This is a genomic window from Pantoea sp. GW821-FHT03E06 (assembly GCF_059420725.1).
Genome location: NZ_JBWKUG010000001.1, coordinates 84,666 through 99,898 on the forward strand (window position 1 = coordinate 84,666; position 15,233 = coordinate 99,898).

Here is a 15,233-nt window from a genome sequence, read left to right on the forward strand (position 1 = left end):
TGAATATGGAGGCGCTCACGGCATCCGTTACGGGCCTGCTGGTGGAGGGCAGGGCTTTTGATATTTCCGGTATCATCCTGCGTGTTGACGACCGTGCCGTAAAGTTTGAGCCGGTATTTTTATATGGCCAGGTCGTCAAAGGATGCGTGGAGGCGACATTTCATGATGGAGGGCATGTGACTTCACTGGGACGTTTATTCATGCAATCAGGTAGCGTGAGCGAGTGGACCTTTACTCCAACGGGGGCACTCTCCCGTCCCGGAAAAATAATTGATGAGAGCACGTTTTTTGGTCTGATTTTAGAGCTTCTACCATAGCGGATGCTGAAAATTGAATCGTTATTTTTTTGCTATGAATCATTGCATATTTTCCTGACGAAATGATCAATAGCTTTCGGATTACTTAGCCCCAAAGTAAGGAATAAATCACGGATATGGAAATGAGAAAATTAATCTTCCTTCTGGTATCAGGAATACTGTTTACGGCACAAGCCGATGCTGCGCGTGGACGGCAGCCCTGTTCAGGTTCAAAAGGCGGTATAGCGCACTGCACATCGGATGGACGCTTTGCCTGTAATGACGGGAGTCTGAGTCAGTCAAAACGATTCTGTTCCGGTTATGGTTCCTCAGAAGCCAGCAATCGGGTAAAACCGTCCACTTCTACCCGAAAAACGCAGACGAAAAAGGTGACAACAGCGAAAAAGCAAAATCAGCAACGAGTGACAGAAAACGATGAGCCGGTCAATACCCAACCCCGCCAGCCCACATGCGCTCCCCTCTATATGGCCAGCAAGCCCGGATACACTCATTTACCCATTTGCTCAGGGAACCCGTATTAATTTGATATGGCAAAGATTCTCTTCCCGTTATTCAGATTAAATCGTCAGGATAGAAATAAGAAAGGAAAGAAATAAAACATGGCACGAAGAAAAAAAGATGACAATGCTGCAGGTATTATTCTGGTTATTATTGGCGTCATTGCCTGGGGCATTTATGTCGCGGTAAGAGCATTAATTAATTTTAATGAGCGATTTATTGAATCTGTGTCGAATCCGGCAGGGATCATCGGTCTGTTCTTTGGCTTACTGATAGCCGCTGTGCTGATAATACGGGTTTTCATTTACCGGGGATTCCGGAAGAAAACAGCAGAGCTTGAACAGGCCGCGTCGGACCTGGCTCAGAAAGAGAAAGCCTTTGATGAAACCGTCAGTAATGAAGTGAGCCGCGGCCTGTATCAGGAAAAGAAACAGCTTTCCGGTCAGTGGGATGACTTTCACAATGCCAGAAATAAAGCCTCCCAGGCACTGCAGCGTATTGTGGACTCCGCGTATAAATTCAAAGTCAAAACACTGCTTTCCGGCACCACGGTTAATAACTGGCAAAGCAAATACGACCAGCTCAGGAAGGAGAGAGACGCTTACGCGGCCATCAGTGAGAAAATCACTTTTCTGGAACTTGAAGATAATGCCGACTGGGAAGGCGTAAAACAGCAGTTTTTGGATAAGGTCGTCCTGCTGGAAAAAGCGCAGGAAGAAAAAGAATATCAGGCAGAGCTCAAGCGTCAGATGCGGGAAGAAAGACAGCGTCAGGATGAGCTGGAGCAGCAGCAGCGCGAAGCGGAAGAGGAGGAGCAGCGCCTTGCTGAGCAGCAGCGTCTACTGGAGGAAGCTCTGCTCGCGGCTGAAGGTGCTCACAGAGAAGAGCTGGAAAGACAGCGTCTGGAGCTGGAGCAGAAAATCCAGGACGTACACCAACAGTATGAACGAGCTAAATCCATGGCACAGCTCACGAAGCAGGGACACGTGTATATCATTTCAAATATCGGTTCTTTCGGCGAAAACGTCTTTAAAATCGGCATGACCCGACGACTGGAGCCTATGGATCGCGTGAAAGAACTGAGCGGGGCAGCCGTTCCGTATGATTTTGACGTTCATGCCATGATTTCCTGCGATGACGCCCCTGCACTTGAAAGAACGCTGCACGACCATCTGGAAAGCTACCGTATTAACCGGGTTAACCTGCGCAAGGAATTTTTCCGGGTTGAGCTCAGCAGAATTATTGATGAGGTGGAGCGCCACCACGGGCAGGTTGAATATATTGCTGACCCGGTGGCGCTACAGTATCTGCAGAGTCTTGAATATGCAGAAAGCGAAGCCGCATAACATCATATTCTGAAATTTTGACAGCGTAACTATTGCAGGGCTCCGCTGATGCACTGCACATAAGTGGATAACATTGTATGGCGAAATTAATGACGTCTCTGACGCTATGTTCCGGGAGAATGACGCACGGGGAGCGACGCGTAGCCCAGCGCCTTGAGTCACATCTCGGGGAGGACTGCCTTATCTGGTATGACATTCCGGTGGGGCGGGAATACAGGCATCCTGACTTTGTTATCATCGATCCCGTCAACGGCCTTATTTTTCTTGAAGTCAAAGACTGGAAGCTGAGCACCTTTCAGCATATTGACCCGCAGACGGTTACTCTCCTGACTGCGCAGGGAGAAAAGCAGGAACAAAATCCGCTGGTACAGGTCAGGGAGTATGCCTGTGCGACCGTCGAATCGTTATCCCGTGAGCCGAAACTGCAGCAAAATACCGGCCTGTACAAAGGTAAACTTAATATTGCCTGGGCTTATGGTGTTGTTTTTACCAATATCACCCGCCAGCAACTGACCTCCCTCTCAACCGACGGGGCGGTAGAATCCATATTTCCCCGGGCACTGACGATTTGTCAGGATGAAATGACTGAGTCTGTTTCTTTATCTACTTTTCGTTCTAAAATTTCCGGATTGTTTACTACCCGGTTCAGACCGGCAGTCACTCCGGTTGTCAGGGATATTCTCCGACAGCACCTGTTCCCGGAGATTGCCATTCGGACAAAGAAAAAGAGTAATCAGGTCTGCAGGGTAATGGACCTGCAACAGGAGGTTCTTGCCCGAAACCTCGGGGAAGGGCACCGCGTCATACACGGCGTGGCGGGTTCTGGTAAGACGCTCATTTTGCTCTACCGCTGTCTGTATCTTTCAGAAACGACAACGCGTCCTGTATTAGTGCTCTGTTTTAATATTATCCTGGCAAACTATATCCGTGAATGCATTGCTGAAAGAGGGCTGTCGGGGAAAGTGCACGTGTATCATTTCCACGACTGGTGCGCGAATGCTGCCCGAAAATTCAAACTCAATGTGAGCCGGGAAGGGCTGTACTTTGATAATTGCTTTGACGCTCTGGAAAATGCGGTTAACAGCGGAGCCGTGACGGACAGTGGTTATGATGCCGTGCTGGTCGATGAGGGGCATGATTTTGACCAGCGCTGGCTTTCGCTCATTGCTCGCCTGTTTGATAACACAACCCGTTCACTATTACTGATGTACGATGACGCGCAGTCGCTGTACCGACGTGAGAGAGCACTTAACTTCTCGCTGGCGAGTGTGGGTATCCAGGCTCAGGGGCGCACGTCTGTACTTAGGGTCAACTATCGTAACCCCTGCCGCATACTCAATTTCGCTTACGCCTTCTCACGTGACTATTTTGAAAGTCATCATAATCAGGAGCTCCCTCTGGTGCTGCCGGAAGCCTGCGGAGAAGAGGGGGATATTCCTGATATTGAATTATGCCAGTCTGAAGCGGAGGAGGCCCGTCGTGTAGTGGCATGGCTGAAGGAGCAACACGCGATTGCATGCCGCTGGGGAGATATGGCGGTAGTGTGCCCGACGCGTTATTCAGCAGACAGGCTCACCGTATTGCTGAATCAGCATAAGATACCCACCGCCGTCAGCTTTACCTCCGGGGATAAAAAAGCCTATTCACATCGTGACGATGTTGTACACCTCATGACCTTCCAGAGCAGTAAAGGTCTTGAATTTCCTTACGTTGCCGTCATCAATGCGTCTTTTGTTCATAAAGCAGCGGCGGATGAGTCGGAAGCTATCCCGGCGCTTTACGTGGCTTTTACCCGAGCGACGCGTTCGCTGCTGGTGACATGCTACAAAGAAAACAGCATCAGTCGTCAACTGACAAAATTTGCCGGCGTAGATCTACTGGGGCAACCGGATGACTATGCATAAAAAATTAAAAACCGGTAGCGGCCCACGGATGCTGTCGGATTATGCCACCCTGCGCGATGAGCTGACTCATCCGACTCGCCCGGATGTAAACTGGCGTTATGCCGAAAAACTGTGCCTTTCGCTGTTTGAGCAAAATGGTGTGGAGCTGCAAACGGCGGCCTGGTTGTTCGGCCTGAATGAAGGACTACCCATTCTGGAGGCCCTGATAAGCCATCATGGGGCACGCTCTGGCCGCAGCCGGTTCACGCTCGCATGGAAATCCTCAGTGGTTTGAGTCAGCGCCTGTAACAGCGGCTGCGCTCCCTCCACCGCAGGATCTTATCGCCCAGACACAGCAGCAGCTTGCCCGGCTGGATACATTGCCTCCTGACTTGATTATTGGTTACGGTTGGCAGCTCGTAGAACAGGCTCAGGTGTTGTGGCCGGAGCAGGCTAAATCCCTGGCGCGGCAGCCTAGGACTGATCGAGTGGCAAAACAGATTTGGGGGTATCAAAAAAGAGCTCACAATTTTACCCCCCCTTTAGCACCCCCAAATGTTTATTGATGGGGGTAGAATCCTGTTGACTCCCAGAGAGGATAGAAAGAGGTTATTCCAGTGAAATAGGGGGTTTAGTTGAATGTGAGGAAGTTCGAGAGAGCTAAAGTGGCGGAAGATCACAGGAGTCGAACCTGCCCAGGACCGCTGGCGGCCCTAACCGGATTTGAAATCCGGCCGCCTCACCGGAGACGACGATCTTCCTTTTACGTTGCCGCAGGAGTATAGCGGCAAAAGCGGGGGAATTCTTGATCTTAGCCAGTCGTCACAACACATTTTCGCCGTGAAGTTGCCGATACTCCTTTGGCGTATTGGCATAACTCTTTTTAAACACCGAATAGAAGTATTGCAGCGAAGGATAACCGCACATTTGCGAGATCTCATTGATGCTCATTGAAGAACACGCCAGCAACTCGCGCGCTTTCTCCAGTTTTTCCCGATGGATCATGGCGTGGATGGTATCGCCGGTTTCGTCGCGGAAGCGTTTTTCCAGGTTAGAGCGTGAAATACCGATGGCGTCGAGAACCTGCTCAACCTTGATGCCTTTACAGGCGTTAAAACGGATGTAATGCATCGCCTGAATGACGGCGGGATCGTGTAAGGAGCGGTAATCGGTGGAGCGACGCGCAATCACTTTCACCGGCGGCACCAGAATGCGTTGCAGTTCCAAAGAGTGCTTATCCAGCAGGCGATGCAGCAGTTTTGCTGCCTGATAACCCATCTGGCGCGATCCCTGCGCGACCGATGAGAGCGCCACGCGCGATAGATAACGCGTCAACTCTTCGTTGTCGATGCCAATTACGGTGAGCTTTTCCGGCACTGGAATTTTCAGGTATTCACAGGCCTGCAGAAGGTGTCGTGCACGGGCATCGGTGACGGCGATGATGCCGGTTTGTGGTGGCAGCGTTTGCAGCCAGTCTGCCAAACGGTTTTGTGCGTGCTGCCAATTTTCCGGTGCCGTTTCCATTCCCTGATAAACCACCCCCTGATAGCGCTCGCGCGATACCAGCTGGCGAAAAGCATATTCACGCTCCTGTGCCCAGCGTTTGCCGCTGGCGGCGGGCAGGCCATAAAAGGCGAAGCGGTTAATGCCTTTTTCTTTTAAATGTAAGAAGGCACTCTCCACCAGCGCGGCATTATCGGTGGCGATATAATGAACGGGCGGATAGTCCTGTTGCTGATGATAAGATCCTCCAACACCCACAATCGGTACCGACACATTCGCCAGCAATTTTTCAATGGAAGGATCGTCGTAATCGGCGATTACGCCATCGCCCAGCCATTCGCGAATGTTGTCGATACGGCAGCGAAAATCCTCTTCTATAAAGATGTCCCAGTCCGTCTGCGACGCCTGTAAATATTCACCAACACCTTCAACCACCTGGCGGTCATAAACCTTGTTGGCGTTGAATAGCAACGTAATGCGAAAACATTTCTCATGCATAATGGCGCCCCTCCTAAACTCGCTGCACCTTGCATAGCACGGCGCAGCCGATGGCAGAAAGAATTTGCGCCACACTGTGATCGCTCACGCGATTACATCCGGCGTCGCGTCGCGGTGTCCATCCATACCGCGAGCAGCAGAATCGCGCCCTTAACGATGTACTGCCAGAAGGTCGGGACATCCATCATGCTCATGCCGTTATCAAGTGAAGCCATGATAAAGGCGCCTATTACCGCGCCGGCCACAGATCCCACCCCGCCCGCGAGGCTGGTGCCGCCGATGACACAGGCGGCGATGGCATCCAGTTCAGCTATGTTGCCCGCTGAAGGCGAACCCGCACCCAGGCGTGAACTTAAAATCAAACCAGCAATCGCCACCATAACGCCATTGATCGCGAAAACAGCCAGCTTGGTGCGGGCCACATTAATTCCGGAGAGACGCGCGGCATCAAGATTACCGCCTATGGCATAGATCCGGCGGCCAAATGCAGTACGGGTTGCCATAAACATTCCGCCCAGCAGTAGCAGGGCTAATAACAGTACGGGCGTAGGTACGCCGCGATAATCGTTCAGCAGCCAGATCGCGCCCAGCACCAAAATGGCGGTAATGGCCTGCCGTACCAGCGCACCACTGACTGAGGCCTGCGTCAGGCCCAGCTTTTGACGGCGCAGACGTAAACGCCATTGCCAGAGAATAAATAACGCAAGACCCGCAAAGCCGAATCCGAAACCAATACCACCAGGCAGATAGCTTTGCCCAATTTGTGACATGGCTGGGCTGGTCGGCGCAACCGTTGTGCCGTCGGTGATGCCCACCAGAATGCCACGAAACGCCAGCATCCCCGCCAGCGTGACGATAAAGGAAGGCACTTTGCGATAGGCTACCCACCAGCCGTTCCAGGTGCCAAGTAGCAACCCCATTACCAGCGTTACGACAATAGTCAGTGGCAGAGGCCAACCGAGCCAGACGTCAAAAATGGCTGCTGCACCGCCGAGCAAACCCATCATTGATCCGACCGAGAGATCGATTTCTGCGGAGATAATGACAAACACCATGCCGACCGCAAGAATGCCGGTAATGGCAGTCTGGCGCAGCAGATTGGAAACATTCCGGGCGCTGAGCCACGCCCCGTCGGTGGTCCAGGTAAAGAACAGAGCAATCAGCACAATCGCACCCAGCATCACCAGAACCTGTAGATCAGGCAGTGCGAATCTCCCCGGCGCGCCTTTACCGGGTGTAGTGAGGCCGCGTTGTGTACTTTCGGTCTTAAGCATAATGTTCACTCCGCAGGGCGGCTTCCATCACCTGCTCCTGAGTCAGGTTATCGTTAATCAGATCGGCTTTGATTTGTCCTTCATGCATCACCAAAACCCGATCGCTCAGCCCCAGCACCTCGGGCAACTCCGAAGAAATAACAATCACGGCAATCCCTTGCTGCACCAGCGCATTGATCAGCAGATAGATCTCCTGGCGTGCGCCGACATCAATGCCACGCGTTGGCTCATCAAGAATTAAAATCTGCGGATTGAGCAGCAGGCATTTGGCGAGAATTGCCTTCTGTTGGTTCCCGCCGCTCAAGCGACCAATCGGCAGCTCCGGCGACGAGGTTTTTACACGCAGGCGCGTAATGGCCTGATTGATCGCTTGCTGCTCCTGCGCTTCGTCCAGGATGGAAAGTCGTGGTGTGAATTGTTCCAGGGCGGCAAGGGTGATGTTTTTACCCACGCCCATTAGTGAAACAATCCCATCCTTTTTACGATCTTCGGGCACCATCGCAATGCCATGGGCAATGGCGCTGCGGCAGTCGCGGATGTGGGCCTTCTTCCCATTGATAAAGATGTCTCCCTGCCAGCGGCCCGGCCAAACGCCAAATAAGCACTGCACGGTTTCTGTTCGGCCCGCCCCCACCAGACCGGCGATGCCAAGGATTTCGCCACGTTTCAGGCTGAAAGAGACGTTATTTACCCTTCGAATATGACGGTTGATGGGATGCCAGGCGGTGAGATTCTCAACCTGCAACACAGTGTCACCCATTTCATGTGGAGTGTGAGGATAGAGTGCAGTTAATTCTCGGCCCACCATCATGGTAATAATGTCATCCTCGCTCAGGCCAGCGGCAGGACGGGTGGCGATATGCTGGCCATCGCGGATTACGCAGATGGTGTCTGAAATCGCCTTCACTTCGTTGAGCTTGTGCGAGATGTAAATACAGGCGATGCCATGTTCGCGCAGGTTCTGGATGATGCTAAGCAGAACCCCGGTTTCCTGTTCCGTGAGCGAAGAGGTTGGTTCATCGAGAATCAACAGGCGCACCTGTTTATTCAGGGCGCGCGCAATCTCCACCAGCTGCTGTTGGCCTAATCCCAGTTCGCCGACGCGCGTGTCAGGTGAGACATGGAGTTTGACTCGCTCCAGCAACTGCTGGCAGCGCAACGTCATGATTTCATCATCCACCATGCCAAAGCGGCTCAGCTCCGCACCGAGGAAAATATTCTCCATGACCGTCAGTTGTCGCACCAGCGCCAGCTCTTGATGAATAATCACAATCCCTTTGCGCTCGGTATCACGAATGGTCTGCGCCTGGATTTCATCACCTGCAAACTGGATAGTGCCGTCGAAGTCACCGTGTGGATAAAGCCCGCACAGGATCTTCATCAGTGTCGATTTTCCTGAGCCGTTTTCACCGCACAGTGACATCACTTCACCCGCTTCCAGCCGCAGGCTAACGTCATCCAGTGCTTTCACCGTGCCGAAACGCTTTGTGATATGGTTCATTTCCAGCAACATCGACATCTCTCCTTCACCGGCTCACTTTTTAAAGTTCGCTTTGCTTGTGGAAGCCATCTTTAACAACTGTGCTTTCAATATTGTCTTTGTTTACGGAGATCGGTTTCAGCAGACGGGATGGCACATCTTTAAGGCCATTATTGAGTTTGCCGTTGCTGGTCGGCTGTTGATTGTCACCCAGTTGCACGGCGATTTTGGCTGCTTCGGTGGCAAGCTCTGTGATGGGTTTATAAACCGTCATGGTTTGTGTGCCGTTCATAATGCGTTTGATAGCGGCAAGATCGGCATCCTGCCCGGAGATGGCAACCTTGCCCGAAAGCCCCTGCGCACTAAGCGCCTGAATCGCCCCCCCGGCGGTGGCATCATTTGAGGCCACAACGGCATCAATATGGTTACCGTTAGCGGTTAACGCATTTTCCATAATTTTCAGGGCATTTTCCGGCAGCCAGGCATCAACCCACTGATCGCCCACCACTTTAATACTGCCATTATCAATATAAGGTTTTAACACTTTCATCTGACCTGCGCGGAACAGGCGAGCATTATTATCAACGGGCGAACCCCCCATTAGAAAATAATTCCCTTTTGGTACCTGTTTCACAATGCTTTCAGCCTGCAATTCGCCAACCTTTTCATTATCAAAAGAGATATAAAAATCAATGTCAGCGTTATTAATCATGCGGTCATAGGCCAGAACTTTAATACCTTCACGTTTCGCTTCTGCCACGACATTACTTAAAACCTGGCCGTTATAAGGGATGATGACTAACACATCGACGCCGCGATTTATCATATTCTCAATTTGCGACATCTGGGTTTCTTCATTGCCGTTTGCCGATTGCACAAACACTTTGGCACCCATAGATTCAGCTTGTTTAACAAAGATATCGCGGTCTTTCTGCCAACGTTCCAGGCGTAAATCATCAATGGCCATACCGATTTTTACTTCTTTAGCAATACCAGCATGACTAAACAGAGCCAGTGCTGCGCAGGCGGCTAACAGTGAATGTTTTATCTTCATGGTGTTCATCCTGTAGGTTGAGGCTATTGTCGTTGTAAGGAAAAACCAGGCCGATGAATTGTTGCGCTGAGTTTCTGACAACATCAATTACTGATTTTTATCTGGCCATTACGTTTTTTGGTTTATTTGCGATTTTATGAGCGCGATCGGGATTTAATTGTTTTCAGAAAAAGGAATGGTGTGGAGAAGATGAAAGGGGATAATGAAAATAACAACATTGTTTTGCGAGCTGGCGCACAAATAATAATTATCTCACTGCGAGTGTTAAATATCGTAATTGAGAAGCAGTAAATTACATTATCACAATGAAGGCTCAAAGCTGACCATTCGGGTCCTCATGCTAAGGAGCTTTATATGCACGCCTATTTCGACCAGCTTGACCGCGTTCGTTATGAAGGGACCGCAACGCATAATCCGCTGGCGTTCCGCCATTACAACCCAGAAGAAGTGATCCTGGGGAAAACCATGGCTGAGCATCTGCGTTTTGCGGCCTGTTACTGGCACACTTTCTGCTGGAATGGCGCGGATATGTTTGGCGTTGGTGCATTTGATCGACCTTGGCAGAAGCAGGGCGATGCGCTCACGCTGGCGCAGCAAAAGGCGGATGTCGCTTTTGAATTTTTCCAGAAGCTGAACGTACCCTATTACTGCTTCCATGATGTAGATGTCTCTCCGGAAGGCGACTCGCTGCAACGCTATCGAGAGAACTTTGCCGTCATGACGGATAAGTTGCTGCAAAAGCAGCAGGAAACCGGCGTGAAGTTGCTGTGGGGAACTGCAAACTGCTTTACTCATCCGCGCTACGGCGCCGGGGCGGCCACCAATCCGGATCCGGAAATTTTTGCCTGGGCGGCGACTCAGGTGTGCAGTGCGATGCAGGCGACACAAACCCTTGGCGGCGAAAATTATGTGTTATGGGGCGGCCGCGAAGGTTATGAAACCTTGCTGAATACCGACCTGCGCCAGGAGCGCGAGCAGATTGGCCGGTTTATGCAGATGGTGGTGGAACATAAGCACAAAATCGGTTTCAACGGCATGTTGCTGATTGAGCCGAAGCCACAGGAGCCTACAAAACATCAGTATGATTATGATGTGGCGACGGTTTATGGCTTCCTGAAGCAGTTTGGGCTGGAGAAAGAGATTAAGGTGAATGTGGAGGCTAACCACGCCACGCTGGCGGGCCACTCGTTCCACCACGAAATTGCTACCGCTATCGCGCTCGGTATTTTTGGTTCGGTAGATGCAAACCGCGGTGATGCTCAGTGCGGCTGGGACACCGACCAATTTCCCATCAGCGTCGAAGAGAACGCTCTGGTGCTGTACGAAATTATCAAAGCGGGCGGATTTACCACCGGCGGCTTAAACTTTGATGCCAAAGTGCGGCGTCAGAGCACGGATAAATATGATCTGTTCTATGGCCATATCGGGGCGATGGATACGATGGCGCTGGCATTAAAAGTTGCGGCACGCATGGTAGCGGATGGCGAGCTGGATAAGCGCGTAGCACAGCGTTATAGCGGCTGGAACGGGGAGTTTGGTCAGCAGATTCTGAAAGGAGAGTTCTCACTTGCAGCGCTGGCAGAGCAAGCAGAACAACAGCAGTTCAATCCACAACATCGCAGTGGCCGTCAGGAACAGCTGGAAAACCTGGTGAATCACTATCTGTTTGATTTTTAAATTTTCAGGAGCGCAGCATGGTTATCGGCATCGATTTGGGCACCTCCGGCGTGAAAGTGGTGTTGCTGGATGCAGTCGGCAAGGTGATTGCCGTGGCGAGTGCGCCGCTGGAGATCTCACGCCCGCAGCCGCTGTGGAGCGAACAGGATCCGGAAAGCTGGTGGCAGGCGACAGATAAAGCCATGCAGACGCTGGGGCAGCAGCACGATCTCAGCGGCGTTAAGGCGATAGGTCTAAGCGGCCAGATGCACGGTGCTACCTTGCTGGATAGCGATAACCAGGTGCTGCGCCCGGCGATTTTATGGAATGACGGGCGCAGCGGCGAGCAGTGCCGCGAGCTGGAGCAGCGCGTGCCGGATACGCGTCACATCACCGGCAATCTGATGATGCCCGGCTTTACCGCGCCCAAGCTGCTGTGGGTGAAACAGCATGAGCCGCAGCTGTTTGCGCAGGTGGCTAAGGTGCTGCTGCCGAAAGATTATCTGCGCTGGCGTATGAGCGGTGACTTCGCCAGCGATATGTCGGATGCGGCGGGAACCCTGTGGCTGGATGTGGCACGGCGTGACTGGAGCGATGTGATGCTCAACGCCTGTGATTTGCAGCGCAGCCAGATGCCGCAGCTGTTTGAGGGCAATCAGATCACCGGCAGCTTATTGCCGGATGTTGCCACGCGCTGGGGTATGCAAGCCGTACCGCTGGTGGCGGGCGGTGGCGATAATGCGGCGGGCGCCGTGGGTGTTGGTATGGTCGAGCCGGGACAAGGCATGCTTTCACTTGGCACATCCGGTGTTTATTTCGTAGTGAGCGACGGCTATCTCAGCAATCCAGCGCGTGCCGTGCACAGCTTCTGCCATGCGCTGCCACAGCGCTGGCATTTGATGTCAGTAATGTTAAGCGCTGCGTCCTGCCTCGATTGGGCGGCGGCGCTGACCGGCTGCGAGAGTGTGCCGCAGCTGCTGGCCGAAGCAGAAAACGCGCGGAGCGATGCCTCGCCGCTGTGGTTCCTGCCGTATCTCTCTGGTGAGCGGACGCCGCACAACAATCCGCAGGCGCAGGGCGCATTCTTTGGTTTAACGCATCAACATGGCCGACCGGAGCTGGCGCGCGCGGTGCTGGAAGGCGTGGGTTTTGCATTGGCTGAAGGCATGGATGCGGTGCACGAGTGTGATGTGCAGCCAAAAACCGTGATGCTGATTGGCGGCGGCGCGCGTAGTGCATACTGGCGGCAGATGTTGGCCGATATTAGCGGGCTGACGCTGGATTATTGTCACGGCGGCGAAGTCGGCCCGGCGCTGGGTGCGGCGAGATTAGCGCAGCTGGCAATTGATGCAGATAGCGAATGGCCGTCGCTGGCGTTGGCGCAGCGGCATCAGCCCGATGCGGCGCGTCATCAGGCCTATCAGCCGCAGCGCGACAAGTTTGCGCGCTTGTATCAGCAGTTAAAGCCGTTGATGTCTTAATGATGGCTGGATTTGGCAGGTGCTGGAAATTTTTATTAGATATGATAAGTGAGTAATGTCAGATGGTGTGGCCTGATTTGGTCGCCATGAATGGCGACCCTACGCTGTAGGGGCGGCATTCATGCCGCCCTGGCCAAACGTCGCACCTAATTTGGTATTCATGCCACCCTGGCCGAACGACGCACCCATCCCACGGAGCCCATCATGCCACAACACGTCTTCTTCCTTGTCCTTCCCGGCGTGATGGCGCTGGATCTCACCGGCCCGGCGGAAACCCTGCAGCTGGCCGACGGTCACTTCGCGCTGCACTACGTCGGCCCGCAGCCCAGCGTGCTGTGCTCCACCGGCATGACCATCGCAGACGTTGCGCCGCTACCGGCACAGCTTCCTGAAAACAGCCTGCTGGTGGTGCCAGGCGTCTATGATTCACGCGTATGGTTTGATACCGCACCGGCGGCGCTGGCGCGTGACTGGCTGCGTCAGCAGCAAGCGGACATTGATGCTAAGCGCATCACATTGATCTGTATCTGTTCCGGTGCTTTGCTCTCGGCTCAGGCGGGATTGCTGGATGGCGTGCAATGCACCACCCATCATGATGTTCTGCCACGTTTGAAAGCCGCCGCACCCGCTGCATTGGTGAAAGATAACCGCGTGTTCGTGGAAGATGGCGGCATCTGGACCAGCGCTGGCATTACCGCCGGTATCGACCTGGCGCTCCATCTGATCAATCGCTTATGTGGTGCGCAACAGGCGCTGAAGGTGGCGCGCGAAATGGTGGTGTGGTTCCGCCGTTCGGGCGATGATCCGCAACTCTCGCCGTGGCTGCGCTATCGCAACCATCTGCATCCGGCGATTCATCGCGCGCAGGACCTGATGATTGCCCATCCCGAGCGCGACTGGTCGCTTACCGCACTCGCCGAGCGGGCGCACGTCAGCGAGCGTCATCTTACGCGGCTGTTCCGTCAGCATCTGGGGATCAGCGTACGTGAGTATCATGAGCAGCTGCGTTTGGTGATTGCACGTCAACGTCAGCAGCAGGGCGAAGCGGCGGAAAAAGCGGCGCTGGCGGCCGGATTCTCCTCGGCACGCCAGCTGAAGCGAGCGTATCAGCGTTGGGACGATCAGCTCACCAGATGACGTTTATCGATGCGTTTTAACAGCATCGCTAGCAGCAAACTGCCAAGGAGCGTAACGCCCATCACCCAAGGTAAATCGAGCCACGGCCGCGACATGTCGTCGTAATGATGGGTGCGCAGATAATGGATAAACAGCGCGTGGAAACCATAAATCGGCAGTGAATAGCGCGAGATCGTCGCCAGCCCCGGCAGGGCGCGCTGATTCAACCTATTTTTGAACACTATCAGTAGGCTAATTGCAGCAATAAACACCAGCGGTCCGCAGTAGAGATACCATGTATCATTGAACGCGCCGTTGATTTTCAGCATCTGTTTAGTGCCGAGTGCAATGCCAATCACGCAGGCGATAAAGCCTAATCCTGCCAGCCAGCTAATGCCGCGCTTATCCGTCTCCATACAGCCAATCGCGCGACCGAGCAGCGCATACAGCAGGTAATAAATGCTGTCGCCGCTGACATAAAGATTCACCGGCAGCCAGTGGAATGGCCCCAGCGACTGGCTCACGGTATTGGGATTCGCCAGTACCGCTAACACGATGACCAACATGGCCACATAGCGCGGCGCCACGCTTTTCACCTGAATCAACGGTGAAAGCAGATAGATGCCGATAATGGCGAAGAAGAACCACAGGTGATAGAAGACCGGTTTTTGCAGCAGTTTGAGCAGCGATCGTCCTTCACTGATCGGCGTCAGCCAGGTGATATATGCCAGCGCCACCGCGCTGTAAAACAGCAGGCACAGCACGATGCGCAGCAGATGCCGCCCCTGCGCGCTGCGTTCGCCGAAGAACAGATATCCTGAGATCATAAAGAATAGCGGAACGCAGACGCGCGACGCCGAGTTAAGCAGGTTCGCCACATCCCAGCTGGTGCCGGTTACCGCCATGGGCCCGGTGATGTACCAGGTGGTGGTGTGAATGACGATCACCATCAGGCAGGCAACCGCGCGTAAGTTATCGATCCAGTAGATTTTTTGCTGCATGGCGTCCTCTTGCATTCACTGCGAAGAAGGGTAGCCAGTGAGTGGCACGCCAACAACCCTTCTGGCTGCAATTCAGATCACTCTGTATCAATAACCTGCGCGCTATGGCGACGAAATTGGCGCTGG

Annotated in this window: 13 protein-coding genes, 1 tRNA gene and 1 pseudogene; 9 read left to right on the plus strand and 6 right to left on the minus strand. The window is 53.2% G+C overall.

From position 1 onward, the window contains the following. The first annotated feature begins 5 nt into the window (after positions 1 to 5). The 6 genes and pseudogenes from AC07WB_RS00415 to AC07WB_RS00440 all read left to right on the plus strand — a co-directional run bounded on the left by AC07WB_RS00415 (position 6) and on the right by AC07WB_RS00440 (position 4,610). Entirely contained in the window at positions 6 to 317 is a 312-nt protein-coding gene (locus AC07WB_RS00415) for a hypothetical protein (RefSeq protein ID WP_320204466.1), read from the plus strand. 122 nt (positions 318 to 439) lie between these two features. Next, positions 440 to 838 carry a YdcA family protein gene (locus tag AC07WB_RS00420; RefSeq protein WP_097097615.1) on the plus strand — a complete coding sequence of 133 codons (399 nt, stop codon included), beginning with the start codon at positions 440 to 442 and terminating at the stop codon, positions 836 to 838. 78 nt (positions 839 to 916) lie between these two features. Then, the gene (locus tag AC07WB_RS00425) at positions 917 to 2,161 is read left to right on the plus strand and encodes a GIY-YIG nuclease family protein (RefSeq protein WP_097095422.1); all 1,245 of its coding nucleotides are present in this window, start codon (positions 917 to 919) and stop codon (positions 2,159 to 2,161) included. A 77-nt stretch (positions 2,162 to 2,238) separates the two neighbouring features. Further along, a complete protein-coding gene (locus tag AC07WB_RS00430; RefSeq protein WP_370659786.1) occupies positions 2,239 to 4,065 on the plus strand; it encodes a 3'-5' exonuclease in 1,827 nt (608 codons plus the stop codon). After that, positions 4,052 to 4,350, plus strand: a pseudogene (locus tag AC07WB_RS00435) (type VI secretion system ImpA family N-terminal domain-containing protein); the annotation flags it as partial. The gene AC07WB_RS00430 and the pseudogene AC07WB_RS00435, both read left to right, overlap by 14 nt. After that, positions 4,281 to 4,610, plus strand: coding sequence for a VasL domain-containing protein (locus tag AC07WB_RS00440; RefSeq protein WP_141400226.1), 330 nt, complete (start codon positions 4,281 to 4,283; stop codon positions 4,608 to 4,610). The pseudogene AC07WB_RS00435 and the gene AC07WB_RS00440, both read left to right, overlap by 70 nt. A 100-nt stretch (positions 4,611 to 4,710) precedes the next feature. Here the strand turns inward: AC07WB_RS00440 and AC07WB_RS00445 are convergent. The 5 genes from AC07WB_RS00445 to xylF all read right to left on the minus strand — a co-directional run bounded on the left by AC07WB_RS00445 (position 4,711) and on the right by xylF (position 9,853). Next, positions 4,711 to 4,805, minus strand: a tRNA-Sec gene (locus AC07WB_RS00445). A 61-nt stretch (positions 4,806 to 4,866) separates the two neighbouring features. Then, the gene (gene xylR / locus AC07WB_RS00450) at positions 4,867 to 6,045 is read right to left on the minus strand and encodes a D-xylose utilization transcriptional activator XylR (protein WP_494939870.1); all 1,179 of its coding nucleotides are present in this window, start codon (positions 6,043 to 6,045) and stop codon (positions 4,867 to 4,869) included. Between the two features lie 92 nt (positions 6,046 to 6,137). Then, positions 6,138 to 7,319: a xylose ABC transporter permease XylH gene (xylH, locus tag AC07WB_RS00455; RefSeq protein ID WP_345827573.1), complete on the minus strand. Its 1,182-nt coding sequence runs from the start codon at positions 7,317 to 7,319 to the stop codon at positions 6,138 to 6,140. Next, positions 7,312 to 8,838, minus strand: coding sequence for a xylose ABC transporter ATP-binding protein (locus AC07WB_RS00460; protein WP_494939871.1), 1,527 nt, complete (start codon positions 8,836 to 8,838; stop codon positions 7,312 to 7,314). Before AC07WB_RS00460 ends, xylH begins: the two co-directional genes overlap by 8 nt. A 22-nt stretch (positions 8,839 to 8,860) precedes the next feature. After that, complete coding sequence (gene xylF / locus AC07WB_RS00465; RefSeq protein ID WP_494939872.1) at positions 8,861 to 9,853, minus strand: D-xylose ABC transporter substrate-binding protein; 993 nt, start codon at positions 9,851 to 9,853, stop codon at positions 8,861 to 8,863. A gap of 354 nt (positions 9,854 to 10,207) precedes the next feature. Between xylF and xylA the strand changes: the two genes are divergently transcribed. The 3 genes from xylA to AC07WB_RS00480 all read left to right on the plus strand — a co-directional run bounded on the left by xylA (position 10,208) and on the right by AC07WB_RS00480 (position 14,127). Then, entirely contained in the window at positions 10,208 to 11,530 is a 1,323-nt protein-coding gene (gene xylA, locus AC07WB_RS00470) for a xylose isomerase (RefSeq protein WP_097095417.1), read from the plus strand. A gap of 17 nt (positions 11,531 to 11,547) precedes the next feature. Beyond that, a complete protein-coding gene (gene xylB, locus AC07WB_RS00475) occupies positions 11,548 to 12,990 on the plus strand; it encodes a xylulokinase (RefSeq protein ID WP_494939873.1) in 1,443 nt (480 codons plus the stop codon). A 204-nt stretch (positions 12,991 to 13,194) separates the two neighbouring features. After that, on the plus strand, positions 13,195 to 14,127 hold the full coding sequence (locus AC07WB_RS00480) for a GlxA family transcriptional regulator (RefSeq protein ID WP_097095415.1): 933 nt from the start codon (positions 13,195 to 13,197) through the stop codon (positions 14,125 to 14,127). On the opposite strand, the gene AC07WB_RS00485 is transcribed toward AC07WB_RS00480, so the two are convergent. Continuing rightward, positions 14,112 to 15,107: an acyltransferase gene (locus tag AC07WB_RS00485; protein ID WP_097095414.1), complete on the minus strand. Its 996-nt coding sequence runs from the start codon at positions 15,105 to 15,107 to the stop codon at positions 14,112 to 14,114. The two genes, AC07WB_RS00480 and AC07WB_RS00485, sit on opposite strands and share 16 nt — an antisense overlap. Positions 15,108 to 15,233: the final 126 nt, after the last annotated feature.